The sequence below is a fragment of the Aquitalea sp. ASV15 genome, assembly GCF_016429115.1.
In the GTDB taxonomy this organism is placed as follows: Bacteria; Pseudomonadota; Gammaproteobacteria; order Burkholderiales; family Chromobacteriaceae; genus Aquitalea; species Aquitalea magnusonii.
In genome coordinates this window covers 86,959-112,635 of record NZ_JAELTZ010000012.1, presented here as the reverse complement: position 1 = coordinate 112,635, position 25,677 = coordinate 86,959, and the positions used below count along the sequence as shown (strand labels likewise).

General features: G+C 62.2%; 23 protein-coding genes. 12 read left to right on the top strand and 11 right to left on the bottom strand.

Translation table 11 applies throughout. The features are described from left to right. The 6 genes from JHD64_RS07600 to eat form a co-directional block, all read right to left on the bottom strand. A partial coding sequence (locus tag JHD64_RS07600) for a chemotaxis protein CheW (RefSeq protein WP_199052825.1) occupies positions 1 to 184 on the bottom strand: 184 nt, incomplete at its 3' end. A 36-nt stretch (positions 185 to 220) separates the two neighbouring features. Continuing rightward, on the bottom strand, positions 221 to 1,171 hold the full coding sequence (locus JHD64_RS07595) for a chemotaxis protein (RefSeq protein ID WP_199052824.1): 951 nt from the start codon (positions 1,169 to 1,171) through the stop codon (positions 221 to 223). Between the two features lie 352 nt (positions 1,172 to 1,523). Continuing rightward, the gene (locus JHD64_RS07590; protein WP_199052823.1) at positions 1,524 to 1,952 is read right to left on the bottom strand and encodes a hypothetical protein; all 429 of its coding nucleotides are present in this window, start codon (positions 1,950 to 1,952) and stop codon (positions 1,524 to 1,526) included. A 156-nt stretch (positions 1,953 to 2,108) separates the two neighbouring features. Beyond that, a complete protein-coding gene (eutC, locus tag JHD64_RS07585; protein ID WP_199052822.1) occupies positions 2,109 to 2,930 on the bottom strand; it encodes an ethanolamine ammonia-lyase subunit EutC in 822 nt (273 codons plus the stop codon). Next, positions 2,927 to 4,309, bottom strand: a complete 1,383-nt coding sequence (locus JHD64_RS07580; RefSeq protein WP_199052821.1) for an ethanolamine ammonia-lyase subunit EutB — start codon at positions 4,307 to 4,309, stop codon at positions 2,927 to 2,929. The genes eutC and JHD64_RS07580 overlap by 4 nt, the downstream gene beginning before the upstream one ends. 37 nt (positions 4,310 to 4,346) lie before the next feature. Beyond that, entirely contained in the window at positions 4,347 to 5,762 is a 1,416-nt protein-coding gene (gene eat / locus JHD64_RS07575) for an ethanolamine permease (protein ID WP_199052820.1), read from the bottom strand. 365 nt (positions 5,763 to 6,127) lie between these two features. Between eat and JHD64_RS07570 the strand changes: the two genes are divergently transcribed. Next, a complete protein-coding gene (locus JHD64_RS07570) occupies positions 6,128 to 7,102 on the top strand; it encodes a helix-turn-helix domain-containing protein (protein ID WP_199052819.1) in 975 nt (324 codons plus the stop codon). A gap of 20 nt (positions 7,103 to 7,122) precedes the next feature. On the opposite strand, the gene JHD64_RS07565 is transcribed toward JHD64_RS07570, so the two are convergent. Further along, a complete protein-coding gene (locus JHD64_RS07565; protein ID WP_059286912.1) occupies positions 7,123 to 8,580 on the bottom strand; it encodes a PLP-dependent aminotransferase family protein in 1,458 nt (485 codons plus the stop codon). A gap of 223 nt (positions 8,581 to 8,803) precedes the next feature. Here JHD64_RS07565 and JHD64_RS07560 point away from each other — a divergent pair, with 223 nt between their 5' ends. From JHD64_RS07560 to JHD64_RS07535, 6 genes are all read left to right on the top strand, one after another. Continuing rightward, complete coding sequence (locus tag JHD64_RS07560) at positions 8,804 to 9,418, top strand: LysE family translocator (RefSeq protein ID WP_059286905.1); 615 nt, start codon at positions 8,804 to 8,806, stop codon at positions 9,416 to 9,418. Positions 9,419 to 9,528: 110 nt separating this feature from the next. Continuing rightward, positions 9,529 to 10,074, top strand: coding sequence for an isochorismatase family protein (locus JHD64_RS07555; RefSeq protein WP_199052818.1), 546 nt, complete (start codon positions 9,529 to 9,531; stop codon positions 10,072 to 10,074). Continuing rightward, on the top strand, positions 10,075 to 11,043 hold the full coding sequence (locus JHD64_RS07550; RefSeq protein WP_233170391.1) for an EamA family transporter: 969 nt from the start codon (positions 10,075 to 10,077) through the stop codon (positions 11,041 to 11,043). Beyond that, a complete protein-coding gene (locus JHD64_RS07545; RefSeq protein WP_110313005.1) occupies positions 11,033 to 11,956 on the top strand; it encodes a GlxA family transcriptional regulator in 924 nt (307 codons plus the stop codon). The genes JHD64_RS07550 and JHD64_RS07545 overlap by 11 nt, the downstream gene beginning before the upstream one ends. Before the next feature lie 104 nt (positions 11,957 to 12,060). Beyond that, positions 12,061 to 12,714 (top strand): LPP20 family lipoprotein, encoded by a 654-nt coding sequence (locus JHD64_RS07540; RefSeq protein ID WP_110313021.1) that lies wholly within the window; start codon positions 12,061 to 12,063, stop codon positions 12,712 to 12,714. Beyond that, complete coding sequence (locus JHD64_RS07535) at positions 12,714 to 14,009, top strand: flagellar assembly protein T N-terminal domain-containing protein (RefSeq protein WP_199052816.1); 1,296 nt, start codon at positions 12,714 to 12,716, stop codon at positions 14,007 to 14,009. The genes JHD64_RS07540 and JHD64_RS07535 overlap by 1 nt, the downstream gene beginning before the upstream one ends. A gap of 47 nt (positions 14,010 to 14,056) precedes the next feature. On the opposite strand, the gene JHD64_RS07530 is transcribed toward JHD64_RS07535, so the two are convergent. Together JHD64_RS07530 and JHD64_RS07525 are read right to left on the bottom strand one after the other, a co-directional pair. Further along, on the bottom strand, positions 14,057 to 14,539 hold the full coding sequence (locus JHD64_RS07530; protein WP_199052815.1) for a GNAT family N-acetyltransferase: 483 nt from the start codon (positions 14,537 to 14,539) through the stop codon (positions 14,057 to 14,059). Between the two features lie 259 nt (positions 14,540 to 14,798). Continuing rightward, complete coding sequence (locus JHD64_RS07525; RefSeq protein WP_110313004.1) at positions 14,799 to 15,668, bottom strand: serine hydrolase; 870 nt, start codon at positions 15,666 to 15,668, stop codon at positions 14,799 to 14,801. Between the two features lie 236 nt (positions 15,669 to 15,904). On the opposite strand from JHD64_RS07525, the gene uvrB reads away from it, so the two are divergent. Then, the gene (gene uvrB, locus JHD64_RS07520) at positions 15,905 to 17,917 is read left to right on the top strand and encodes an excinuclease ABC subunit UvrB (RefSeq protein ID WP_199052814.1); all 2,013 of its coding nucleotides are present in this window, start codon (positions 15,905 to 15,907) and stop codon (positions 17,915 to 17,917) included. Between the two features lie 75 nt (positions 17,918 to 17,992). On the opposite strand, the gene JHD64_RS07515 is transcribed toward uvrB, so the two are convergent. Then, a complete protein-coding gene (locus JHD64_RS07515) occupies positions 17,993 to 18,976 on the bottom strand; it encodes a bile acid:sodium symporter family protein (RefSeq protein ID WP_233170390.1) in 984 nt (327 codons plus the stop codon). Between the two features lie 98 nt (positions 18,977 to 19,074). On the opposite strand from JHD64_RS07515, the gene JHD64_RS07510 reads away from it, so the two are divergent. From JHD64_RS07510 to JHD64_RS07500, 3 genes are all read left to right on the top strand, one after another. After that, complete coding sequence (locus JHD64_RS07510) at positions 19,075 to 20,004, top strand: LysR family transcriptional regulator (protein WP_199052812.1); 930 nt, start codon at positions 19,075 to 19,077, stop codon at positions 20,002 to 20,004. Positions 20,005 to 20,091: 87 nt separating this feature from the next. Then, complete coding sequence (locus JHD64_RS07505) at positions 20,092 to 20,697, top strand: hypothetical protein (protein WP_233170389.1); 606 nt, start codon at positions 20,092 to 20,094, stop codon at positions 20,695 to 20,697. Positions 20,698 to 20,946: 249 nt separating this feature from the next. Then, complete coding sequence (locus JHD64_RS07500) at positions 20,947 to 21,303, top strand: YkgJ family cysteine cluster protein (protein WP_233170388.1); 357 nt, start codon at positions 20,947 to 20,949, stop codon at positions 21,301 to 21,303. Here JHD64_RS07500 and JHD64_RS07495 read toward each other — a convergent pair. Beyond that, positions 21,284 to 22,861, bottom strand: a complete 1,578-nt coding sequence (locus JHD64_RS07495; protein WP_199052811.1) for a methyl-accepting chemotaxis protein — start codon at positions 22,859 to 22,861, stop codon at positions 21,284 to 21,286. The genes JHD64_RS07500 and JHD64_RS07495 overlap by 20 nt on opposite strands. Positions 22,862 to 23,298: 437 nt before the next feature. Between JHD64_RS07495 and JHD64_RS07490 the strand changes: the two genes are divergently transcribed. Then, on the top strand, positions 23,299 to 25,488 hold the full coding sequence (locus JHD64_RS07490) for a methyl-accepting chemotaxis protein (protein WP_199052810.1): 2,190 nt from the start codon (positions 23,299 to 23,301) through the stop codon (positions 25,486 to 25,488). Positions 25,489 to 25,677 lie beyond the last annotated feature (189 nt).

Below are 25,677 nucleotides of genomic sequence, written 5' to 3'. Positions count from 1 at the left end.
CAAAGGGCATGTTGGGGGTTTTGGTGATGGCCGGCGTCTGCGATACCTCGCGCACCTTGAATACATTGATGCCGAAGGTTTCGCGGGTACCCAGCGAAAACAGCAGGATTTCCATCTTGTTGGAGCCTGCCAGTTTGGTACGGGCATCGACACTGGCAAGCAAGGATGCATCTGTGGCTGACATGGTTGGTCCCTCTCCCGGGTGGTGAGCCGGTCTGGTTTAGTTTTTTGCCAGGCTGAGCATTTCGCGCAGTTTCATCGACAGCTTCTGGGCTTCGAACTTGGATACATAGGCATCGACACCAACCGACTGGCCCAGCTTCTGGTTGGAGGTGCCGGACAGCGAGGAATGCATCAGTACCGGGATGCCGGCAAAGCGCGGGTCGCTCTTGATCAGCTTGGTCAGCATATAGCCGTCCATTTCCGGCATTTCCACGTCGGTCAGCACCAGGTGCAGGCTTTCGCACAGGCGCTTGCCGGACAGCTCGGCCTGCATGGCCATTTTTTGCAGTTCTTCCCAGGCACGCATGCCGTTGATGGCGAAGGAGTACTTGACCTGCATGGCATCCAGGGTTTGCTGTACCTGCTTGCGGGCGACGGCGGAGTCGTCGGTGAAGAAGATCATGCGTTCTTCTTCGATGGGTTCGATATTGATGAAGTGATGGGCGTCGTCCACCAGCGAGGTTTCGGCCAGCACTTTTTCCACGTCCATCATCATGGCCAGCGTGCCCTGTTCCAGCTCGGTGACGGCGGTCACCAGGCCGGCCATGCGGTTGGTGATCATGTCCGGTGGCACGCGCATGGCGGACCAGTCCAGGCGCAGGATGGTGTCCACCGCCTCGACCAGAAAGCCCTGCGTCTTGCCGTTGTATTCGGTGACGATCATGATTTCCGGCTTGTTGCTGGTGACGATGCCGGCGTATTTGGCCAGATCGATCACCGGCACCAGCGAGCCGCGCAGGCTGACCATGCCTTCTACTGATGATGGCATTTCCGGGGCAGAGGTGATTTCAGGGGTACGCATGACTTCGCGCACCTTGAACACGTTGATACCGAAAATTTCCTTTCTCCCCGTACGCTGGTCGTGACCCAGGGAGAACAGCAGGATTTCCAGCTTGTTGGTCCCCGCCAGTTTTGTTCTGGCATCGATTTTTTTAAGAAGGTCTGACACTAAGGCATCCTAGGTGATGTTTGGAATGGTGCAGCGCAAGCGCCGGTTCTGGCGGATGTGCCACTTCTGCTGGCGCAGTGGCGGCTGATGGCTCGCAAAGGACAGGGCCACAGCACTGGCAGGCTGCTTGCAGTTTATTGCATGGTTTTTAAACTTTTATGCGCCTCAGAGCCGCGCTTAATAAACCACACTATAGCTACTGTTGTTGAAAACAGCCAAGCGCTGCAAGGTTTTGTCTGATGCAATAGCGGGTAAATGGCTGTTACTGGCCAGAGTGAGAGGCATATCCATGCCTTGGCACCGCATTTCCTGCAATTAATCACGCGCTGGCCTGGCCATCACCGCGCTGCATTCACGGCCTGTTTTCCCCCGGCGACAAGGCTTGCGGATAGCCCGGATGACACATGACGCTGGCGCGCAGGCGCATGCGCTTGTCGTTGTTTGGCAGATCGACGATCCAGTCTCCTGCTGCGCTGGACATCAGCAGCGCCACTTCCTGTCCTTGCCGGCTCATGATGTCGCGGAACACCGCACCGTCATCCACATGCAACTTGCCCTGGTCGGTCATGATGCCGTAGCTGCTGACAAAGGGGCTGCTATTACCCTCTTTGTATTCTTTACCCCAGCCGATCAGGTATTTGCGGATGAGGCAGTCCCTATCATTGTGCTGGGCGACGCTGGCAGGTTTGTTCAGGGATTGCAGCAAATCCTGGCCGCTTTGCAGCAGATTGCTGCAGGCGCTGAGGCAAACAACGCTGCTGAGGAGGAAGATGGCCCGCATGGTGCTCCGGGGTGTGGCAATGCTGCGCAAGGGCAGGCTGGTTTACGGTCTGGTGGCAGCAGTCTGGCTGATGCATTGTGCATACTACCGCAAATCAGCGCCCAAGCGGAATGTTCGACCAGCCAAATGGCCTGCGCTGGCGGGTGCAGGATGGACTCATCCCGCTTGTGCGGTTGCAGCCGCAAGCCGGTTCTGCAGGTCCAGCCAGCCTTGTTCTGCCGCGCTGCCATCCTTGAGTGCCACCCCGGTGCCGCTGCTGCGGCCGGCGCGGATCAGCCAGGCCAGCTTGTAGGCGGCCAGCGGGTAGGGCAGGCCTTGCGGGCGCACATTGGAAATGCAATTGCGCTGTGAATCCATGCAGCCGACCCGTGGTGCGCTGGTGAGATACACCCCCAGGCTGTCCGGCGAGCTCAGGCCGGGGCGCTCGCCAATCAGCATCACCACCATGGCCGCCTGCAGGCATTCGCCCACCTCATCGGCCAGCGCTACCCTGGCTTCCGCCGCCAGTACCACCGGCCCCACGCGCAAACCTTGCTGCTGCAATAGCGGCAGGGTGGCGGCAAGCAGTGGCAGGGCATGGCTGGCCACGGCGCGGGCCGACAAGCCATCTCCCACCACGAACAGCACATCACAGGGCTCCACCCCGGCAGCCAACAGGTTGGCGCGGCTGTCCGGGTGCAGGCGGCGGCCTTGGTCCGGCCGTTGCAGATAGGCCGCGCGGCTGGCGGCGGCGCTACGCACTTGCAGGCTGGGCAATTGCAGGTCTTGCAGGGCTGCGCTCAGCGCAGACAAGTCCAGCGGGGTGTGCACGGCATCGCGTGCCTGGGCATGGGCCAGGGCAAAGCGCAAGGTTTCGCGGGTGGGCAGGCTGGAGCCCACCCGTCCCAGCGCAATACGCGCCACGGTATGGCTGGCCAATTCCTGCCAGCTGTCTTCGGTAATCGGGCTGATGCCGCTGTGCGGGAGGGGGGCATTCATCGGAAGGTCTCCATCAATTGCAGCAGGGCTTGCTGGCGGTCTTGCGCCTGTAGCTTGCCGGCGCGGGTGATGGCCATGCTTTCCAGCCAGTCTTCAAACTCGGGTGCCCGTTTCAGCCCCAGCAGTTGGCGCAGGTAGAGCGCATCGTGAAAAGAGGTGCTCTGGTAGCCCAGCATGATGTCGTCGGCACCCGGTACGCCGATGATGAAATGGATGCCGGCCGTGCCCAGCAGGGTGAGCAGGCTGTCCATATCGTCCTGGTCGGCCTCGGCATGATTGGTGTAGCAGATGTCGCAGCCCATGGGCAGGCCCAGCAGCTTGCCGCAAAAGTGGTCTTCCAGCCCGGCGCGGATGATCTGCTTGCCGTTGTACAGGTATTCCGGGCCGATAAAGCCCACCACGGTATTCACCAGCAAGGGTGAAAAATGCCGCGCCACCGCATAGGCGCGTACTTCGCAGGTCTGCTGGTCCACCCCCCAGTGGGCATTGGCCGATAGCGCGCTGCCCTGGCCGGTTTCGAAATACATCACATTGTCGCCCACCGTGCCGCGCCCGAGTTGCTGCGCCGCCTGCTGCGCCTCGCCCAGCACCGCCAGATTGATGCCGAAGCCGCTGTTGGCTTTTTCGGTACCGGCAATCGACTGGAACACCAGGTCTACCGGCGCACCCCGCTGGATCAGCTCCAGCGTGCTGGTGACGTGGGTCAGCACGCAGCTTTGGGTGGGAATGGCATAGCGCTGGCGCACCTCGTCCATCATCGCCAGCATGGTATGGATGGTTTCCGGGCTGTCGCTGGCCGGGTTGATGCCGATCACGGCATCGCCAGCGCCATACAACAGGCCGTCCAGCATGGCGGCGGCAATGCCGCGCGCGTCATCGGTGGGATGGTTGGGCTGCAGGCGCACGCCCATGTGGCCGGGCAGGCCCTGGGTATTGCGAAAACGGGTGATCACCCGGCATTTGCTGGCCACCCACACCAGGTCCTGGTTGCGCATCAGCTTGCTGACGGCGGATACCATTTCCGGGGTCAGGCCGGGGGCCACCGCTGCCAGCGTGTGGCTGCTGGCGGCATCGGACAGCAGCCAGTCGCGCAGGCCGCCCACCGTCAGGTGACGGATGGGAGCAAAGGCGTGGGCGTCGTGGCTGTCGATGATCAGGCGGCTGACCTCGTCCTCTTCGTAGGGAATCAGCAGCTCGTTGAGAAAGGTCAGCAGCGGCACATCGGCCAGGCACATCTGTGCCGCCACCCGTTCTTCGGCGCTGCTGGCAGCAATGCCGGCCAGCTGGTCGCCGGAACGCAAGGGCGTGGCGCGGGCCAGCAGGGTTTTCAGGTCGTCAAAGCGGTAACGGCGCGGACCGATGGTGATGGCGTAGCTCATGGTTTACCGGGGTGTGCCGGACACACCCCGCCTTTCATTATTTGCTGCGGGCGACCGCCGCTTGCAGACGTGCGGCATCATTGCCTTCCAGCAGCACATCGCTGGCGGCGGCAGCGCGCTGGCGGTGGGTCAGCAGGTAGTAGGCATAGGCCACGGCCAGGCTGCCGGCAAAAATCAGCGCCAGCAGCTGGTTGTACCAGACCATGGCAATCAGGCAGATCACGGCGCAGGCCAGGGCCAGGCCCGGCAGCAGCGGATAGGCCGGAGCGCTGAACGGACGGGCCAGGGTGGGTTCGCTACGGCGCAGTTTGAACAGCGCCAGCATGGACACGATGTACATCACGATGGCACCGAATACCGACAGGGTGACGATGTTGGCGGTCAGCGGCTGGCCGGCGATCTGGATCAGGTCGTCACTGAAGATGGCGGCGATGCCGATTATCCCGCCGACGATGATGGCGCGATGCGGCGTCTTGAAGCGCGGGTGGATCACCGCCAGCATCGGCGGCAGGTAGCCGGCACGGGCCAGCGCGAAAATCTGCCGCGAATAGCCCATGATGATGCCGTGGAAGCTGGCAATCAGCCCCAGCAGGCCCAGCCATACCAGCATGTGCAGCCAGCCGCTGTTGCTGCCGACGATCAGCTTCATCGCCTGCGGCAGCGGGTCGTTGATATTGGCCAGCTTGCTCCAGTCGCCGGCACCACCCGCCATGATCATCACGCCCATGGCCAGTGCCACCAGGGTGAGGATGCCGGCCACATAGGCGCGCGGAATGGTGCGGCTGGGGTCCTTGGCTTCTTCGGCGGCCATGGCTGCGCCCTCGATGGCCAGGAAGAACCAGATGGCAAAGGGAATGGCGGCAAACATGCCACCGACGGCGCTCAGGCTGAAGCTGTCGCTGCCGGCCCAGCCGTGGTGGGTGAAGTTGTCCCAGCTAAAGCCCGGCGACACCACGCCCATGAACAGTAGCAGCTCGAAAATGGCCAGCAGGGTGACCACCAGCTCGAAGGCCGCCGCCACGCTGACGCCGACGATATTCAGCGCCATGAACACGATGTAGGCGCCACAGGCAATCCACTTGGCACTCAGCTCGGGAAACTGCACGTTTAGATAAGCACCAATGGCCAGGGCGATGGCCGGCGGCGCAAACACGAATTCGCACAAGGTGGCAAAACCGGCGACAAAGCCGCCGACCGGGCCATAGGCGCGGCGGGCATAGGCAAACGGTCCGCCGGCATGCGGGATGGCGGTGGTCAGTTCGGTAAAGCTGAAAATGAAGGCCGTGTACATGATGGCGACGAAGATGGAACTGAGCAGAAAGCCCAGTGTGCCGGCCTGGGCCCAGCCATAGCTCCAGCCGAAATATTCGCCCGAGATCACCAGCCCGACGGCGATCCCCCATAGTTGCCAGCCGCCCAGCTTGCGCGCCAGGCCATGATTGCTGCTGCTCATCAGATTTCCCCTTGTTTTGTCACTGCTCCCTGTCCAGTGCCGCGGCAACTGGTTCCTGCTGTGCATGCTAGGGACTGCCCTGGTGCCGGCGTTATCGAAAATCGGAAAACAATTTGTGGCGGATGGCTGGCGTGGCGGGTAGCGCCACAGTTGGTGCAAAAGCCGTGCCTGCCGCTGGTCTTGCCGTGGTGCACGCAATGGGCGCTGCGGCTGGGTTCTGGCACCGGGATGAGGCATGCGGAGCTGGCGTTTGCACCGCAGCAGGGAAATTGCCGATTTACGATAGCCATCAGCGGCTGCTGGCCGGGAATGGCCTGGTGCGCTTCTTGCATCGCCTGTCTGCAACAGTAATGCAGGAGCAGGCAATGGAGCCGCTGGGACATGGAATAGCGCTGCAGTTCGTCACCAGACTGGCAGAAGACGCCGCCGATCAGGCCGCCTTTATCAGTGGCTGGCAGCAGGATTACGCGCAGATCTCCTGCGGGCGTTTTGCCGGCCGGCTGGATGAGCTGTGCCTGGGGCGTTTGCAGGTGTTTCGCGAATACGCGGCCCGCGAAACCTTTCAGCTGTGCCAGCCATGGCCGGGGGCGATCTGGTTCGGCATTCCGGCGCCGGGCAGTGGCGAGCGCCTGCGCTTTCATGGCCGCAGCGTGCCGCCCTCCGCCGTGCTGGTGGCCATGGGGGGCAGCGATTTCACCTTGCGCACCCCGGATGACTTCACCATCTATGGCGTGGTTCTGGAGCAGACGGTGCTGCAGCAGCGTCATCTGCAATTGTTTGGCCGGGACATGCCGGCGTGCTGGCTGCAAACCGCCGCCGTACAGCTGCCGCAGGCCAGCCATCTGGCCCTGTGCCGGCAACTGGGCGAGCTGCTGGCGCTGGCACGGCAGACACCAGACCGCATAAGCCGGCAGCTGTTGCTGGATTGTTCGGCCGATGCCTTGCTGCTGGCCATGGCGCAAGCCTTGCCGGCGGCGGTGGCCGGGCGCGACAGCAGCAGTCAGCGACACTGGCAATGGGTGGAGCAGGCCAGGCAGCGTGCGCTGCAGCCGGCGGCGCGGCCGCTGACGGTGGAAGATCTGTGCCGCGAACTGCACGTGACCCGGCGTACGCTGCAAAACGGTTTTCAGGAAGTCACCGCCATGAGCCCGCTGCCTTTCTTGCGGGCGCTCAGGCTCAATCAGGTGCGCCGCCTGCTGCGCTCACCGCAGGGGGCGGCCGACAGCATCCAGCAACTGGCCGAGGACTGGGGCTTTGCCACGCCCAGCTATTTCAGCTACGACTACCGCCGGCTGTTTGGCGAAACGCCCAGCCAGACCCGGCAGCGACCACCGCGCTGAGCGGGTGCCAGCTCGCCCTGTCAGGCCAGTTGCTGCTGTGCCAGCATGCCGACGCGGGTGAGGGCGGCGACATAGCGCTCGTCCAGCGGATAGCAGCAGGACAGGCGCATGGCATTGCGGTAACGGCCGCCCGGCGAATACAGCGGGCCGGGCATGATGCTGATGTTTTCGGCGATGGCGGCGTGAAACAGCGCCACGCTGTCGCAGGCTTCCGGCAGTTCCAGCCAGATCAGAAATCCACCGGCCGGGTCGGTGGCGCGGGTGCCGGCCGGGAAGTGGCGGGCAATCAGGCCGCGCACCTTTTCCACATGCTGGGCGTAATGGCGCTTGAGCGCGCGCAGGTGGTGGTCGTAACCGCCCGATTCCAGAAACGCGCCCAGGGTTTCGGACAGCACCATGGGCTGGGCGACAGAAGACGCAAATTTCAGCTTGCGCAAGGCCGCGCCAAAGCGGCCGCCCTCCATCCAGCCGATGCGGAAATCCGGGGCCAGCGTTTTGGTGTAGCTGGTGCAGAAGATGATCCAGCCGTCTTCATCAAAGGCCTTGGCCGCCGGTGCCTGGGTGTCGCTGAACTGCAGCTCGGCATACAGGCCATCCTCGATCAGCGGCACCTGGTAGTGATTCACCAGCCGCGCCAGCCGCTTCTTGGCCTCCAGCGGCATGCTGCAGCCCAGCGGATTGTGAATGTTGGGCATGGCCACCAGTGCGCTGATGCGGCCCTCCGACAACAACAGCTCCACTGCATCTACCGACAGCCCGTGCTGCGGGTCGGTGGGGATCTCCACCGCCTTCAGGCCCAGGCTGGCAAACAGTGGCAGCAGATTGAAATAGGTGGGCGACTCCAGCCCCACGGCATCGCCCGGCTTGGTGACGGCGCGCAGCGCCAGCTGCAGCGCTTCCATGCAGCCATTGGTGAGAATGATGTTTTCCGCCTGCAAGGCCATGCCCAGTTCCATGCTGCGCCGGGCAATCTGTACCCGCAGCCGCTCCGAGCCGGGGGGCAGGGCATAGGTGCTGACCATGCCGGGCTGGCGCCGCAGTATCTGCCCCATCAGCCGGGCCAGCTTGTTGCCGGGGTAGAAGTCGCTGCCACGCGGGCAGGCCAGCGCCAGGTCGATGAAGCCGGGAGTTTGCTGGGCATCCAGTACCGCGCCGATCAGGTCCAGCACCTTGCTCTCGGTCGGCTTGGCGGCACTGCTTTGCATCATGGCCGGGCGTGCCGGCGAGGGCAGGCGGGCGCGCACATAATAGCCGGACTGCGGCCTGGCCTCGATCAGCCCGCGGTCTTCCAGCACCCGGTAGGCGGCCACCACGGTATTCAGGCTCAGTTGCCGGCTTTGCGAGGTGCGCCGCACCGAAGGCAGGCGCGAGCCAGGCGGCAGCGTGCCACGGGCAATCGCCAGTGACAGGTCTTCGGCCAGTTGCTGGTAAAGCGTGGCGCTGGTGCCGCTGGTGCGGGGCTGGGGGGAACTGGGCATGGCAAGCATCCGGGCAAGACAGGTAACAGGCAGACAATGCCGCAGCCGCTGTCGCCGCAACAGTGACAGTGCCCGGCATAGTCTGTGGTGACAGTTACGATAAACCCGACACTGTCACCATGACAATAGTGGATTATTGCGGCTGTCACCATAGGGCAGACCCGCCTTAGCATGATGGGGAAGCGCCGCACCATGGCCGGCGCCTGCACACCGGAGCCCTGACATGCTGGAAGTCGCCTTGCTGTCCTATGTGGGCGTGATGTCGATCACGCCCGGTCCCAATAATCTGATGCTGGCCAGTTCCGGCGTCAATTACGGTTTTCGCCGTACCCTGCCGCACATGCTGGGCATCAGCCTGGGCTGTGCGGCGCAGGTGTTCATCACCGCCAGCCTGCTGGCCTGGGCCTTGCAATGGCTGCAGGCGGCGCGACTGCCACTGGCGGTGGCCGGCTGTATCTATCTATTGTGGCTGTCGTGGAAGATTGCCCGCTCCGGTTCGCCGCAAGGCGTGGCCGAAGGCCGGCCGATGAGCTTTATTGCGGCAGCGCTGTTCCAGTGGGTGAATCCCAAGGCCTGGGTGATGGTGCTGAATGCCGCCATCCTGTTCATGCCGGCCGATGGCAGCCAGCGGCTGGGTGCGGCCTTGCTGCTGGCCGTGATTTTTGCCGTGGTGAACCTGCCATGTATCAGCCTGTGGGCCTGGCTGGGTGAGCGCTTGCGCCACCTGCTGTCAGCGGCGCGCGGCCTGTTGCTGTTCAATCTGAGCATGGGGCTGCTGATGGCCGCTACCGCCTTGTATCTGCTGCTGGACGAGCTGCGCCATGCCATGCCGCTCTGATACCGCCTGCCAGCTTGTCCGGATTTGACCATGTCTTGTCCGTGACTGGCCTGCTGCCAGCAGCAGGCAGCCGATAGACTGTGTCCACATTTCTCCCGAGGACTTCTATCATGCATCAGGCAGCCCTGCTGGTCATCGATGTACAGGATTCGTTTTTACAGCGCGATTACTGGGACGAGGCAGCCTTGCCGCCATTTCGCGCCCGGCTGTTGGCCTTGATTGCCGGCGCGCGGGCGGCCGGGGTGCCGGTGCTGTATGTCTTGCATGAAGATGGCGACGGCCCGTTTGCCGCGGCAAGTGGTTTTGTGCGGCCCATGGACTGGCTGCCGGCCAATCCGGATGCCATCTTCATCAAACACGTGCACAATGCCCTGCTGGATTCCGGCCTGCAGCCCTGGCTGGCCGAGCATGGCATCGGCAAGTTGCTGGTGTCGGGCATCCGTACCGAGCAGTGCTGCGAAACCACCACGCGGGTGGCATCCGATCTGGGCTTTGCCGTTGATTTTGTCAGCGAGGCCACGCTCACCTTTGCCATGCGTCACCCGCTGAGCGGCCGGCTGTTCAGTGCCGATGAAATCCGCGAAAAGACCGAGCTGGTGCTGGCCGGCCGCTTTGCCGACATCGTCACGGTGGAGCAGGCGCTGGCACGGCTGTAAATGACCCATTTATCCGGCAGGCAGGCCACGGTGGCCGGCGGCCGTTACGGAGCAAGTTTCATGCCCTTGAAGGATGTTTTGCAGGCGCTGGCTATCGTGCTGATCTGGGGCGTCAATTTCGTGGTGATCAAGTATGGTGTGGCCGATGTGCCGCCCTTGCTGCTGGGTGCGCTGCGTTTCATGCTGGCAGCCTTTCCCGCCGTGCTGCTGGTGCGCCGGCCCAGCCTGCCCTGGGGCTGGGTGGTGGCCTATGGCTTGTGCGTGGGCTTTGGCCAGTTTGCCTTCCTGTTTTCTGCCATCAAGCTGGGCATGCCGGCCGGCCTTGCCTCGGTGGTGTTGCAGTCGCAAGCCTTCTTTACCCTGCTTCTGGCCGGGCTGCTGCTGCATGAGCGCTGGCAGGCGGCGCAAATCCTGGGCCTGTTGTGTGCCTGTGCTGGCCTCGCGCTGATTGGCCTGGCCAAGGGCGGCAGCATGACCGCCATCGGTTTTGGTCTGACACTGGCGGCGGCTGTCTGCTGGGCCTCGTCCAACATCATCGTGCGGCTGATGGGCAAGGCGGGGCACACGGTGCAGCCGCTCAACCTGGTGGTGTGGTCCAGCCTGGTGCCGCCGCTGCCTTATCTGGCCATGTCGTGGTGGCTGGAAGGGCCGGCGCGCATGGAGCTGGCGCTGCGTCATTTTTCGCTCGGTTCTTTCCTGGCGGTGGCTTATCTCGCCTTCATGGCCACCTTGCTGGGCTATGGCATGTGGAGCCGCCTGCTCAGCCGCCATCCGGCCAACAAGGTGGCTCCGTTCTCCCTGCTGGTGCCGGTGGTGGGCGTACTCACCTCCGCGCTATTGCTGGGCGAGCGGCTCAGTCTGTTGCAGGCGGCGGGCAGCGTGATGTTGCTGGCCGGGCTGGTGGTGAACGTGTTTGGCGGCATGGTGCTGGCGCGCTGGCGGCGCGGGACGGTGGCCCATGGCGCGTGAGGTCTGGTTTGTCCTGCCGCCGCGTTTCATGCTGCTGGACTTTGCCGGCCCAGCCGAGGCCATGCGCATTGCCAGCGAGTTTGGCGCGGATTTCCATCTGCATTACGCCGCGGTGGAGCCGCAGGTGCGCTGCTCGCTGGGTTTGCCACTGGGCGGCATGGCCGCACTGCCACAGCAACTGCCGGATGACAGCCTGATCATCGTCCCCGGTGCCGATTGCTCGGCCGAGGCATATGTCATGCCCGAGGCGCGGCAGATCGTGCGCTGGCTGGCTGCCTGTGTCGATCCGCAGCGTCATCTGCTGGCCACCATCTGCTCTGCGGCCTTGCTGGCTGGCTCGGCCGGCCTGCTGGCGGGGCGGCAGTGCACCACCCATCACAGCCTGATTGCGCGCCTGCAAGCCAGCGATGCCAGCGCCCGGGTGCAGGAGAACCGGGTGTTCGTGCAGGATGGCCGGCTGTGGACCAGTGCCGGCATCACCGCCGGCATCGATCTGGCGCTGTATCTGATCAGCCAGCTGGCGTCGCCGGCCATTGCCCGCGATGTGGCGCGGGAAATGGTGGTGTACTTCCGCCGCGCCGGGCAGGATGCCCAGCTTTCGCCCTGGCTGGCCCATCGCAATCACCTGCATCCGGCGGTGCACAAGGTGCAGGACCTGATTGCCGCCAGGCCGCAGGATGACTGGAGCCTGCCGGCCCTGGCCAGCCAGGTGCATGTCAGTCCACGCCATCTGTCGCGGCTGTTCCGCGAACATGCCGGGGTGTCGGTGCACGATTATCATCTGGCACTGCGCGCCGCGCTGGCCGGGCAATGGCGTGCCGCCGGCCTGTCCAAGGAAAAGGCGGCGCTGGCGGCGGGTTTTTCCTCGGCCCGGCAGTGGCAGCGCGCCGTGCAGTCGGCTCAGGCGCTCTGACAAAAATTAACTCAAGTTTACCCGCCGTCAGCCGATATAATGCTGACGCTGCGGCATGGACCGTCCGCAATCCGCATCCAGAACAAGTAGAAATGGTAATCGCCATGAACACCTGCACTCGCCGTATGGCCGCCGTATCCCTGTTGCTGGGCCTGACTGCCTGCGCCTCCGCCAGCCAGCCCACTGCCGAGTCAGCCATGCGCCCGCTGGCCGAGCCGCCTGCCAGCAGCGGCAGTTACACCGGTGTGGGCTATGCCGGCGCCGGTATCGAACCGGAAGCCCCCAAAGTGGTGGTGAAGGAAGTGAATCCCTATGCCCCGGTCACCATCCGCGCCACCGGCAATGGTGCCGCACCTTATACCTCGGCGCTGACCCCGTCGCAGCGCAAGCTGCTGTCGATGCGCGCCGCGCGGCTGGATGCTTTCCGCTCCATTGCCGAACAGGTGCAGGGCATGAAACTGGTGGGTAACAGCTCGGTGGCCAATATGGTGGCCACCAGCGATGGTTTCCGCACCTATGTCGATGCCTATCTGCGCGGCGTGCGCATGGTGTCCACCAGCATGCTGCCGGATGGCACCAGTGAGGCCGTGGCCGAAATCACCCTGGATCAGGATTTCTACAAGCAATACAAGAATGCGCTGGAAAAAACTGGTAGTGTGATGAAGGCAGCCCAGCAGAACGGTGTTGCCGGGGTCGAGTGCGCCGAAGGCAACTGCGGAGCCTCACGTTACGAAAGCAATTTTTACGTAGCTCACTGATGACGATACGTTTGCTTACCCGCCAAGTTGCCGCCCTTGTGGCGGCTTTTGCTTTGTGTGCCCCGGTGTGGGCCGCGCCGATTGTCGCCGAAGGCATGGCCGCCATGGATGCCGGCAGTCCGGCTGCGCGTGAAATGGCGATTCGTGATGCCTTGCAGCAGGCGGCCATCAGCAATGGTGCCGAGCTGCAATCGCTGCAGCTGATGGAGTCGGGCAATGTCAGCGAAAGCAGCGTGCTGTCTGCGCCATCGCTGCAGGGCAAGGTCAGGATACTGCAGGAGTACAGCAGTGACGGCGTGTATCACGTGCGGCTGAGCATAGACCCGCAAGCCAGTGCCGCCGGCCCGGTGGGCAGTGCGCCCAAGCCGGCGCAGAATGCCAATTGCGGCATGCCGGCGGGGCGGGTGCTGCGGCGCAAGCTGCTGACCACCTATTTTTATGTGGTCAACCCGGCCGAGGCCAATGACCTGCAGGATCTGGCCACCGCCCTGCCAGGAGAGATGGCACGCCGCCTGCGCCAGCAGGGACCGTTTGACGTGCGCAATGCCAGCCACCTGACCGTGCTGAGCAATATGGCGGCCGACGAGCCGGTGGCCGGGTGGGATACCGTGCGCGAGCTGGGGCGGCGCGAGGATGTGCAGTTCGTCATCGCCGGGCGGGTACTGTCTACCGGGGTGGTGGGCAAGACCCTGCGCCACACCATGTATGAATCCAACAATACCAGCCAGCAGGGGGCGTATTACACCGGACCGCTGGCCGGCTTGTTTGGCGGTGCGCTCAAGTACGCGCCATCGGCACGGCAGTTCGACATGGAACTGTGGGTGTATGACGCGCTGACCGGCGCGGTGCTGGCCGACCAGCGCTTCAGCCGGGTCGCCCAGGGCAAGGTGGTGGAGCAATTGCCGGCCGCCTTTGCCAGCGCTGCTTTCTGGCAGGGCGACTATGGCAAGGTGGTGGATGGCCTGCTTGATCAGGCTAGCCGCCAGCTGGTTGATCTGCTCAGCTGCATTCCCTTGTCGGCCAAGGTGGTGAAGGTAGAGGATGGCCGGCAGCTGTTCATCAATGTGGGCGGACTGGATGGCATGAAGGTGGGCGACCAGATGCTGCTGTACAAGCCGCGCTCGGATCAGATACTGCGCAGCGGTGGCGGTGTGCGCGAGCTGGGTGTGCCGGAGGATTTGTCCGGCACCATCACCCTGACCCAGGTGCAGCCCAATTTCTCCATCGCCCAGGTGCAAAGTGCCCGGCTCAAGGTGGAAGAGGGGGATTACGTGCGCTTCATGACTCGGCGTTGACCTGACAAAAAAGCCCCGCAAGTGCGGGGCTTTTGGCTGGTGCAGGTTCAGGCCTGTTCGGCAAATTGCAGCAGGGCATCGCCGGCCAGGCGGTAGCGTATCCATTCCGACTGGGCAGCGGCGCCAAAGGATTCGTAAAAATCGATGGCCGGCTGGTTCCAGTCCAGCACGCTCCATTCGAAGCGCCCGCAGCCACGGGCCACCGCCAGTTGCGCCAGATGGCGCAGCAGCCGCTTGCCGGCGCCGCTGCCGCGTGCCGCCGGGGTGATGTACAGATCTTCCAGATACAGGCCGGATTTGCCCAGCCAGGTGGAATAGCTGAAAAAATACACCGCGTAGCCGATGGGCTGGCCATGCTGCAGACAGATCAGGCTTTCGGCGCTGGCCGCGTCACCAAACAGCGACTGTTCGATATCGGCCACGCTGGCCACCACTTCGTGTTCGGCTTTTTCATAGATGGCCAGCTCACGGATGTAATGCAGGATCAGCGCGGCATCCGCTCGGGTGGCCGGACGAATTTCTATGCTCACAAGCAACTCCTGGTTGGCGCGGGCTAGCCCGCCTGCTCAATATGGCAAGTGCCATGAGCGGGCTGGTTTGCTCTGTCCATGGTTTATTGACAAACCCACACGCGCTTGGCAGCAAGCGCGGCACCCTTGCAGGGTAAGGGGGCAGGGGAGTAGACGAGAAGGCTGCGGACTCGGTCAGTGAGTGGAATCTCACAGATTACTTTGTCCGCAGCCTGCGGGGCGCTTGGCCCGGCCCTGCGTGTCCGGGGATGGGCGGCGATCAGCCGGCCAGCCAGTTGCCCGGGTGGGCCTCCAGCCAGGTCTTGATGCTGCGGGCATCGTTGACGCGGGCCGAGCTGCCACCGGCAGCCAGCAGCACGATGATCAGCGGCTGCGAACCTACCGTGGCCTGCATCACCATGCAGCGGCCGGCTTCCTGGATGTAGCCGGTTTTCTGGATGCTGATGTCCCAGTTACCCTCGCGCACCAGTGCATTGCTGTTGCGATACTGCAGCACGCGGTTGCGTACCGAGACGATCTGGTGTTCCGGCGTGGTGGTAAAGGCACGGATCAGCGGATAACCGTGGGCGGCCTTCACCATGCGCGCCAGGTCGCCGGCGGTGGAGGTGTTGCGCAGATCAAGGCCGGTCGGGTCGTAGAACACGGTTTCGTTCATGCCCAGGCTGCGCGCCTTCTTGTTCATGCGCTCGACAAAGGCGGCGGTACCACCGGGCAGGGCGGTGCGGGCCAGCGTGGCCGCGGCGCGGTTTTCCGAGGACATCAGCGCCAGCAGCAGCATTTCCTTGCGCGGCAGGGTGGTACCCACGGCCAGGCGCGAGGTGGTGTTTTTCAGGCGGTCGATTTCGGCATCGGAAACCGTGACTTCCTGATCAAGCGACACCCCCGAGTCCAGCAGCACCATGGCCGTCATCAGCTTGGTGATGGAGGCAATCGGCATGCGTTGATGGATGTTCTTTTCATACAGCGGCTCGCCAGTGGCGCCATTGAGCACCAGCACCGAGTGCGAACTCAGGCGCGGTACGGCATGGTCGGCCATCTGGCTGGCAACCATGACGCCCGGTGGCGGCGCGGCCACTGCCGGCATCGCCAGGGCGGCGGAAACCAGCAGGGCGGCAAATTTTCTCAGCATAAGAGATACACTCCCGTGTCTTGTCGTTGGAGATACAGCCTGTCAGAAATCATGCTTGCATCATGTTGATGCGCAAGGATTCTTCATCTCGCCTCGTGATCGGGCTGCTTGCATTTTAAACAATGTTTTGCCTCTCTGGCAGGCAATTTTGCAGATAAAAATCAATTACACAGCAGGAGTGAGTTAAAAACATTATCGGCGTAAAATCGACCGACTTGAACCCGCTCAGAAAAGCCATGCTGCTTACATTTCCGGATAGTCCGTTTCGCCTGCACCAGCCCTTTGCCCCGGCTGGTGACCAGCCCACCGCTATCGCCCAGCTGGTGGAAGGGCTGAATGATGGCCTGTCTTACCAGACCCTGCTAGGGGTGACCGGCTCAGGCAAGACCTTCACCATGGCCAATGTCATTGCCCGCACCGGCCGGCCCGCCATCATCATGGCGCACAACAAGACGCTGGCGGCGCAGCTGTACAGCGAGATGCGCGAGTTTTTCCCGGAAAACGCGGTCGAGTATTTCGTTTCCTACTACGACTACTACCAGCCGGAAGCCTACGTCCCCAGCCGCGACCTGTTCATTGAAAAAGACTCCAGCATCAACGAACACATCGAACAGATGCGCCTGTCCGCCACCAAATCCATTCTGGAGCGGCCGGACTGCATCATCGTGGCCACGGTATCGGCCATTTACGGTATCGGTGACCCGTCCGACTACCACCAGATGATCCTGCATCTGAAAGAGGGCGAAAGCACACCCCAGCGCAGCATCATCAGCCGTCTCACCACCATGCAGTACGACCGCAATGACGTAGACTTCGGCCGTGGCACCTTCCGCGTGCGTGGCGATGTGATCGACATCTTCCCGGCGGAAAGCAGCGATACCGCCTTGCGTGTCAGCCTGTTCGACGATGAGGTTGAAACGCTGACCCTGTTCGATCCGTTGACAGGCGTCACCAAACAGCGGGTGGGCCGCTATACCGTGTTTCCGTCCAGCCACTATGTGACGCCGCGCGACACCGTGCTCAAGGCCTGCGAGAAGATCAAGCTGGAGCTGGCCGAGCGCGTGGCGTGGTATCTGAAGGAAGGCAAGCTGGTGGAGGCGCAGCGCATCGAACAGCGCACGCGCTTTGACCTGGAAATGCTGTATGAGATGGGCTTTTGCAAGGGCATCGAAAACTACTCGCGGCATTTTTCCGGCCGCGCGCCCGGCGATGCACCACCGACGCTGATCGACTACCTGCCCAAGAACGCGCTGATGTTCATTGACGAGTCCCACGTCACCGTGCCGCAGGTGGGGGCGATGTACAAGGGTGATGCTGCGCGCAAGAGCAATCTGGTGGAATACGCCTTCCGCCTGCCTTCGGCCGTGGACAACCGGCCGCTGAAGTTCCACGAATTCGAACGGCTGATGCCGCAGACCATCTTTGTCTCGGCCACCCCGGCAGCGTATGAGAAAGAACATGCCGGCCAGGTGGTGGAGCAGGTGGTGCGTCCTACCGGCCTGGTCGACCCGGTGATTGAAATCCGCCCGGTCGCGACCCAGGTGGATGACTTGCTGTCGGAAATCCGCCTGCGCATGGAGCTGGGCGAACGGGTGCTGGTGACCACGCTGACCAAGCGCATGGCCGAACAACTGGCCGATTACTACACCGAACACGGCATCAAGGTGCGCTATCTGCACAGCGACATCGACACCGTGGAGCGGGTGGAAATCATCCGTGACCTGCGCCTGGGCATGTTCGACGTGCTGATCGGCATCAACCTGCTGCGCGAGGGGCTGGATATTCCGGAGGTCAGCCTGGTGGCGATTCTGGATGCGGACAAGGAAGGCTTCCTGCGCTCGGACCGCTCGCTGATCCAGACCATAGGCCGCGCCGCGCGTAACCTCAACGGCAAGGCACTGCTGTACGCCGACCGCATCACCGACTCCATGCGCCGCGCCATGGACGAAACCGAACGGCGTCGCGCCAAGCAGCTGGCTTTCAATGCCGAGCATGGCATTGTGCCGCAGGGCATCAACAAGAAGATCAAGGACATCATCGATGGCGTGTACAGCGTGGAAGACCAGCGCAAGCGCCTGGTGGACGAGGCCAAGGTGGCGATGATGGACGAAAAGACCCTGGCCAAGGAAATCAAGCGCCTGGAAAAGGAAATGATGGAAGCGGCGCGCAATCTGGAATTCGAAAAAGCCGCCCATGTACGCGACGAGCTGAAGGCGCTGAAGGAAAAAATGTTCATCAGCGACTTGTAAGTGCAGTACGCATGCAAACGGAAAGCCCCGCCAGCAGGACGCTGGTGGGGCTTTGTTATTGGGAGTTCGTGTGCGTCAGGCTATCTGGCTGGCCGTCTGGGCCGCCAGTTGCTGCTTGCGATAGCGCTGGGCCAGCACCGCGCAGGTCATCAGCTGGATCTGGTGAAACAGCATCAAGGGCAGCACGATGGAGCCGATGGGGTGGCCGGCAAACAGCACCTTGGCCATGGGCACCCCGCTGGCCAGGCTCTTTTTCGAGCCGCAAAACACAATGGTGATCTGGTCGGCACGGTCAAAGCCCAGCTTGCGGCTGGAGTAAGCAGTCAACCCCAGCAGGATGGCCAGCAGCAGGCCGCATACCACCAGCAGACCTAGCAAGGATTGCGGCGGGGTTTGCTGCCAGAGGCCGGTAATCACCGCCGCACTGAACGCGGTGTACACCACCAGCAGGATGGAACCCTGGTCGACATAGCGCAGCAGCGGCTTGTGCTTGTCTACCCAGCCGCCAATCCAGCGGCGGGCAATCTGGCCGGCAATAAAGGGCAGCAGCAGCTGCAACACGATGTCGGTGATGGAACCCATGCCCTGATCGCTGCCGTGATGGCTGATCACCAGCATGCCCACCAGCAAGGGCGTGATGAAAATGCCGAAGATATTCGATGCGGTGGCACTGCAAATGGCCGCCGGGATATTGCCCTGTGCCATCGAGGTAAAGGCAATCGACGATTGCACGGTGGATGGCAGCATGCACAGGTAGAGCACGCCCAGGTACAGCTCCGGCGTGACCAGCGGGCCCAGCAGCGGCTTGAGCGCCAGCCCCAGCACGGGAAACAGTACAAAGGTGCAGGCCATTACCGTCAGGTGCAGCTTCCAGTGGGTGGCACCGGCAATCACGGCTTCGCGCGACAGCTTGGCCCCATGCAGGAAAAACAGCAGGCCGATGGCCAGGGTGGTGATCAGGTTCATGGCCTGTGCCATTTCACCCTGACAGGGCAGCAGGCTGGCCAGGGTAACCGTGGCAATCAGCGCCAGGGTGAAGGAATCAATCATTTTCAGCATGAGCATGCCCTATTGCAGCGGGAAATCAGCTTGCTATTGAACCGTGAAAACATTCAGACTACAAATTGATTTATCAGATCAATAGATAAGAAAAAGTCATGAATGTCAGTTTGCGCCAGTTACAGGTGTTCCGGGCGGTAGCCCGCCTGCGCAGTTTCAGCCGGGCCGGGGACGAAATCGGCCTTACCCAGCCCGCAGTCAGCCGCTGCGTGCGCGAGCTGGAAGCCGAGCTGGGCATGCGCTTGCTGGACCGCACCACGCGCGAGGTAGAGCTGACCGCCGCCGGCCTGCGCTTTGCCGGCCAGCTGAGCCGCTTGCTGGATGAATTGCAGCTCTTGCTGGAAGAGGCGCGCAAGGAAGGCGAGCAGGCACATGGCACGGTGCATATCGCCAGCAGCCCCACCTTGTCCGCCAGCTTGCTGCCTAGCTTGCTGGCGCAATGTGCGCGCCAGTTTCCGCATATCCGCCCGGTATTGCACGACCAGGTGCAGCGGCTGAATGTGGACAGCGTGCGCAGCGGCGAGGTGGATTTCGGCATCGTGGTGGAGCCGGGCGTGGTAGACGATCTGGAATGCCAGCCCTTGCTGGATGACGGTTTCTGGCTGATCTGCCGCGACGACCATCCGCTGGCAGCCCTGAGCGCCGTGCCGTGGCAGGCACTGGACGGGCTGCCGCTGGTGTTGCTGGATTACAGTTCCGGCAGCCGGCCGGTGATAGACCGCATTCTGGCCAGCCAGGGCGTGCACTGCCCGGTAGCCCAGCAACTGGGGCACTCCAGCTCGGTTTTCCAGATGGTGCAGGCCGGCATTGGCATCAGCGTGTCGCCCGGTCTGGCGCTGCCGCTGCCTGCCGGTGCCAGCCTGACCGTGCGCCCGCTGTTGCCGGAACAGCGCCGCAGCATCATGCTGATCCGCCGCCGCCAGCGCTCCTTGTCACCGGTGGCCGAACGCCTGTGGCAGCTGGCCTTGCAGTTGGGGCCGCAATTGCAGGCGCTGGCCAGCCAGCATGTGGGCGGGGTGCTGGCCTGAGCCCCTGCCGAGCAGATTGGTCAGCACTGCCAGTTTTCTGCTAGCCTGCCAGCATTTTCTGCCAGCAGACTTTTCCGGATCATCCTGATGAAAAAACCACTGACCTCCCTGACCTTCTGCGCCGGCCTGTTGCTGTCCGGCATCTGCCTGGCGGATGAAACCATCGTGCTGTTTCGCCATGCCGAAAAACCGGAGGCCGGTCTGGGGCAGCTGAGCTGCCAGGGGCTGAACCGGGCGCTGGCATTGCCGGCAGTGCTGCAGCGCAAGTTTGACCGTCCGGCAGCCTTGTTTGCCCCCAATCCCGGCATCCGCAAGAAAGACGGCGGGGTGGAGTACAACTACATCCGTCCGCTGGCCACCATCGAACCGACTGCCATCCGCCTGGGCCTGCCGGTGAATACCGACTTTGGCCTGGATGAACTGGACGCGCTGGAGGCCGCCATCACCAGCCCGGCCTACCGCGATGCCACCGTGTTCGTATCATGGGAGCACCGGCTGGTGGCAAAGATGGCGGCGCAACTGCTTGGCCGCTACGGGGCAGACCCGGCCCAGGTGCCTGCCTGGCATTACAGCGATTTCGACAGCCTGTATGTCGTCACTCTGCAGCAGCAGGACGGCCGCACCGTCGCCCGCTTCCGGGTGGAAAAGCAGGGTTTGAACAATCAGGCGCAGACCTGCCCTGGTGAAAAGTGATTCGGCAGAACATGGCTTTGCCCATGCCAGCTTGATGCTTTTCATGACAGCTTGAGCATGTGCATATCAGTGCGTTGACGTCTTGCTGCATTGCAAAATAAGTCAGACTTTTCCGAGTGATGACAGGCAGGTATAGTGCTGCCCGGCTGTATCCGTGTGCGAAACCACCCACAGGTGGCCGCGGTGCAGCTACTCTGCTGCGGCTGTTAGCGGCCAGCGGATGGTCCATCACTTTGTCTGACACGCTGAATGATGAACGCTCCTGCCACTGTCACTTTCAATCCATGCCTGGATTGTGGCGCCTGTTGCGCCAGTTTTCGTGTTTCCTTCTATTGGGCCGAGGCGGTCAGCCTTGGTCTGCCCGATACCGCACTGGAACAAGCCAGCCCCTGGCATGCCTGTTTGCGCGGCACCAACCAGCCGGCGCCGCGCTGCCATGCTTTGCAGGGTGAAGTGGGGCAGTCCGTGTCCTGCAGCCTGTATGCCCAGCGCCCCTCGCCCTGTCGCGAAGTACGGGCGGGGGATGCGCAATGCCGCAAGGCCAGACAGCGGCATGGCTTGCCGGCGCTGGCCGCTGCCGAGGCGTTCAGGTGCGAAAGCGGCTGACCACGCCCTGCATCTGGCTTGCCAGCTGCTCCAGTTCGCCGGCCGAATCCGAGGTGTGCCGCGCCGCACCATGATTGTCCTCGGTCATCCTGGCCACTTTTTCCACCTGGGCGGCAATCTCGTGGCTGGTGGCGCTTTGCTGCTGCAGGGCGGTGGAGATGGCATTGATGGCACTGATCACTTGTTCGGTACCGCTCTGGATTTCGCCCATGCGCTGGCCGGCCTGCTTGGCCAGCTGTTCGCCACTGCCTACCCGCAGCACCACTTGCTCCATTTCCCGGGCGGCGGTGTCGGTACTGCCCTGGATCTGGCTGATCATCTTGCCGATTTCCTGGGTCGAGCTGCTGGTGCGTTCCGCCAGCGAGCGTACTTCGTCCGCCACCACGGCAAAGCCGCGCCCCTGTTCGCCAGCGCGCGCCGCCTCGATGGACGCGTTCAAGGCCAGCAGATTGGTCTGGTCGGCGATTTCCTTGATCACCTGCACCACGGCGGAAATATTGCGCGAGTGCTGGTTCAGCTCCTGTACCGTATCGCTGGCGTTGTGCACTGCATTGACGATGTGGCTCATCTCGGCGGCGGCGTCGTGAATGATCTGCCCGCCCTGACGGGAAATCTCGCCCGCGTTGTGTGACAGCTGCAGCGCGGTGCCGGCATTGTTGGCCACATGGTTGACGCTGACCGACATCTGCTCCACAGCCGCGGCCATCGAGGCCGCCGCTTCGTTCTGGCTGTTCACGCTGCTGACAATTTCCTTGGCGGTGCCATACAGCACCACGGCAGAGGAGGACAGCTGCTGCGAACCCTGCTGGAACTGCTGCACCATGGCATGGGTGTGTTCGATGAACTGGTTGACCGCGCGGGCGATGTCCGCCAGCTCGTCCTTGCCGGTAGCCGGCAGCCGGGTTGCCAGTTGTCCGGTACTCAGTTGTTGCAAGGCCTGCAGCATCTGTTGCAGGCTGGTTTTCAGGCTGCGCGAAATGCTGCTGACAAACAGCAGCAAGCAGCAGGCCAGTACCAGCAGCGGTGTCAGCACCAGCCAGAACTGCAGGGCCAGCAGCTCGGCCACCTTGGCCTTGGAGCTGTCACAATCCTTGCTCATGCTGCTGATGGCCGCTTCCACGGTGTGTTGCAGCGGCAGGAATTCCTTGTTGTACAAGGGGATCAACTGATCATTGGCTGCCTTGGCATCTGTCCTGGCCTGGTTCATCAGCGCATGCGAGTCCTGGTCATAGCGTTGCCATTGCGCCCTGATCTGCCTGGCCTGCTCCTGGATGGCCGGTCGGCGGGCCAGCTTTTCCAGCTGGCCCAGTTGCAGCTCGATGTTTTTTTCGGCATCGGAAAATATCTTGGCGGTTTCCACGGTGGTGGGGTCCAGCTGGATGGTGGAAAGGGCGCTGGCTTTCACCTCCAAGAGGCGCTGGATATGTTCCGTGCGGCGGGTCAGGTCATTCTGGTTGCTTTGCAGATTGCCAAGGCTGATGAACACTGCCACGCCGATGGCGATAAAGCCCAGAATCGTTATCGCACTGAGTAACAGCATTTTTCTGGCGATGCTCATTTATTCCCCTTTCAGACCTGTCATGTGTTTGCTGCCGAGCGCGGCATGCCGCCTGTTTGCCCCGTCCGGCTCTGCCCGGCTGACCTGCCGGCAAGCCGACCGCGCGGCGACCCCGCCCTTACTCTATAGCATGTTGGCACCACTGCTGATTTTATATTTGAATGTCATTTAAATGTTGCGCCAGCGCAAGGCAGGTTTGCCAAGACGGTTTGCTGTGGCCTGTGCGGATGTCAACGCCAGCGTGGCTGGCGCTGACGTGGCCGTAGTTTTTAAACAGGATGCGATGTCATTTGCTGTTTTTAGTCACTAAATAGTGAGGGTGGAATGGGTAGCGGCAGCGATTAAGGTGAAAACAGGCTGATGTCGGCTAAAAATTTTCTATAACAGAGGTAATGGCATTTTTCTGTTTGTCATATTTCATCGGAAAACGCGTCGACATGGCAAAAACACGTTTGTCTCCCTGGAGAGCATTCCTTTACAACCGGCTGTTCTGGCTGCTGCTGCTGTTTGCCATCTTGTTTGTCGCCAGTCAGTGGTGGTTGCGCCATCTGTATGCCGAGCGACTGGCGGAAGCCCGGCAGCAGGTGATCCAGCAGGAGGCCATGCCGCAACTGGAAGGCAAGCGCCGCCAGCTGCAGGACATGTTCAATACCATCTATGAAAACAGTCGCACCATCAGCCTGTTGCCCAGTGTGCGGCAGATTCATGGCGGCAACCGTGGCGACGAAAAAGAAGATGTGGTGGCCGGCCATCGCTTTACTGCCGATGCTTTCAATACGGTCCAGCAGATTTTCAACAATATGGTCAGCCGTACCCGGGTATCCGAGGTGTATGCGGTGATGGATGGACTGGACTACAAAAAAGGCCAGGTGCCGTTTTTCATGTTTGACACCGTGCGGCTGGAGCCGGAGGCCGGCAAGAAAGAAGAAGACGAAGCCAAGAGCAAGGACCCGGACAAGCCCGAAGAGATGGAAGACGAGGAGTACAGCTATTTCCCGCGCCAGCTGGCCGAGCTGAAAGCAGCCTATCCGCGTTTCAACTTCAAGGTGCTGAATGATATTCCTGCAGCCACCTCGCCGCTGATGCGCACCTGTGACAATACCCAGTACTACTCCAAATCCAAGTGCAATGTGTATGACGCTTCCGGTTTCCTGTATTCGGTGCCGGTTTACAGCAACGAGCACGCGTTTATCGGGGTGATCTCTGCCATTGTCCGTGCCAATGTTTTCGAGGCCGCGCTGCTGGACATGCCTTATCTGGTGCTGACCGACAAAGACCGGGTAGAAGCGGCCAAGGCCGGGCTGAAAATGCCGGCCGAGGCGGCCAGCTTTGCGCTGGTGAATGCCGAGCGCGGCATCCGTATCTTCGACCGGCGCAACACCGTGCTGGCGGATCTGCTGTCCGGCAAGAGCCAGGCCGAGGCCCAGGGCGGGGCCTTGCTCAGCCTGCCCTTGCAGATACACAGCGACAAGCCCTGGCTGGTTTACTACCATCTGACGCCGGCGCAGCTGGCGCAAAAGCTGGCACCGTTGCAGGCCAGCCAGCGCAATACCATGCTGAACGTGACGCTGGTTCTGGGTTTGCTGCTGTTATTCGGTCTGTTCGTGGTCTATCGGCAATATCTGACTTTCAAGCAGATTTACGATTTGCGGCGCATTGAGAAAACCATGATTGCAGTCGCTGACAATTTCGACCTGACCTGCCGGGTGGAAGGCTTGTGCAGCAAGCAGGCCGAACGGGCCGGCAAGGCGCTGAACAATCTGCTGCAAGCCTTGCAGGACAGCATGCTGGAAGTGGAGCAGCGCTTGCAGCAGGTGGTGACGGCCAATCGCAATATGGGCAGTACTTCGCAGCATCTGAGTGCGGTGGCCGAGGCCGGGGAGCGTGCTTCGCAGCATATCGACCAGGAGTTGCAGCAGCTCAATGGCGGCATGCTGGACATCCTGCAAAAGACCGGCCAGGCAGCGGCGCTGTGTTCGGAGTCCGCCGTGCAGGCAAGACAGAACAACGAAGCCATCCAGACCGCCTTGGGTGATATCCGTTCGGTATCAGCCGCCGTGGGGCAGACGGCAGCCTGCCTGCATCAGTTGCAGGACTCCAGTGCCGCCATTACCAAGATCGTCGGGGTGATCGAGTCGCTGGCCGACCAGACCAACCTGCTGGCGCTGAATGCGGCCATCGAAGCTGCGCGGGCTGGCGAATCGGGCCGTGGTTTTGCCGTGGTGGCAGACGAGGTGCGCAAGCTGGCGGACTCCACCAGCCGTTCTACCGGCGAAATCGACATCATCGTCAAATCCATCGGCAGCCAGGTGCAGGTGGCGGTGCGTGACATGCAAGCGGTCGAAGCCAGTGTCAGTACCAGTGTGGACAATATCAGCCAGGCTGGTGAGGCGGTGAGAAGCATCAGCCTGCAATCGGATCAGGTGGTGCAGCTGGTTGGCAGCGTCAGCCAGAAAGTGGCAGTGCAGCAGCAAAGCTGCGCCGAGGTGGCCAATGATGTCAGCGGCATCGCCGGCAATGCCTCGGAAACCCGCAGCGAGGTGGATGCCACCAACCAGGCGCTGAGCGCGCTGGACAGCCAGGTCGAGCATATTCATGCCATCGTGGCCCGCTTCCGGCTGCGTTGACGCGGTGCTGACTGCGGCAAATCAGCAGGAAAACCAGCGGGTTTAATGATTTTCTATCAAAAGATGGATTTTTTGATGAAAATACATAAATAATCAGCGGTTTCTGGCATGCATTTTCCGCATGGTCCGCCCGCCTGTTGACTGCAAGGCCGTCAGGGTCGGGCCGGCCTTTTCGAGGCAGTCCCTTCA

Coding starts and splice junctions, on each gene's coding strand:
- JHD64_RS07590 (WP_199052823.1), bottom strand. CDS start 1,952: ATGCGGGCCATCTTCCTCCTCAGCAGCGTTGTTTGCCTCAGCGCCTGC.
- eutC (WP_199052822.1), bottom strand. CDS start 2,930: ATGAATGCCCCCCTCCCGCACAGCGGCATCAGCCCGATTACCGAAGAC.
- JHD64_RS07580 (WP_199052821.1), bottom strand. CDS start 4,309: ATGAGCTACGCCATCACCATCGGTCCGCGCCGTTACCGCTTTGACGAC.
- eat (WP_199052820.1), bottom strand. CDS start 5,762: ATGAGCAGCAGCAATCATGGCCTGGCGCGCAAGCTGGGCGGCTGGCAA.
- JHD64_RS07570 (WP_199052819.1), top strand. CDS start 6,128: ATGGAGCCGCTGGGACATGGAATAGCGCTGCAGTTCGTCACCAGACTG.
- JHD64_RS07565 (WP_059286912.1), bottom strand. CDS start 8,580: ATGCCCAGTTCCCCCCAGCCCCGCACCAGCGGCACCAGCGCCACGCTT.
- JHD64_RS07560 (WP_059286905.1), top strand. CDS start 8,804: ATGCTGGAAGTCGCCTTGCTGTCCTATGTGGGCGTGATGTCGATCACG.
- JHD64_RS07555 (WP_199052818.1), top strand. CDS start 9,529: ATGCATCAGGCAGCCCTGCTGGTCATCGATGTACAGGATTCGTTTTTA.
- JHD64_RS07550 (WP_233170391.1), top strand. CDS start 10,075: ATGACCCATTTATCCGGCAGGCAGGCCACGGTGGCCGGCGGCCGTTAC.
- JHD64_RS07545 (WP_110313005.1), top strand. CDS start 11,033: ATGGCGCGTGAGGTCTGGTTTGTCCTGCCGCCGCGTTTCATGCTGCTG.
- JHD64_RS07540 (WP_110313021.1), top strand. CDS start 12,061: ATGAACACCTGCACTCGCCGTATGGCCGCCGTATCCCTGTTGCTGGGC.
- JHD64_RS07535 (WP_199052816.1), top strand. CDS start 12,714: ATGACGATACGTTTGCTTACCCGCCAAGTTGCCGCCCTTGTGGCGGCT.
- JHD64_RS07525 (WP_110313004.1), bottom strand. CDS start 15,668: ATGCTGAGAAAATTTGCCGCCCTGCTGGTTTCCGCCGCCCTGGCGATG.
- uvrB (WP_199052814.1), top strand. CDS start 15,905: ATGCTGCTTACATTTCCGGATAGTCCGTTTCGCCTGCACCAGCCCTTT.
- JHD64_RS07515 (WP_233170390.1), bottom strand. CDS start 18,976: ATGCTGAAAATGATTGATTCCTTCACCCTGGCGCTGATTGCCACGGTT.
- JHD64_RS07510 (WP_199052812.1), top strand. CDS start 19,075: ATGAATGTCAGTTTGCGCCAGTTACAGGTGTTCCGGGCGGTAGCCCGC.
- JHD64_RS07505 (WP_233170389.1), top strand. CDS start 20,092: ATGAAAAAACCACTGACCTCCCTGACCTTCTGCGCCGGCCTGTTGCTG.
- JHD64_RS07500 (WP_233170388.1), top strand. CDS start 20,947: ATGATGAACGCTCCTGCCACTGTCACTTTCAATCCATGCCTGGATTGT.
- JHD64_RS07495 (WP_199052811.1), bottom strand. CDS start 22,861: ATGAGCATCGCCAGAAAAATGCTGTTACTCAGTGCGATAACGATTCTG.
- JHD64_RS07490 (WP_199052810.1), top strand. CDS start 23,299: ATGGCAAAAACACGTTTGTCTCCCTGGAGAGCATTCCTTTACAACCGG.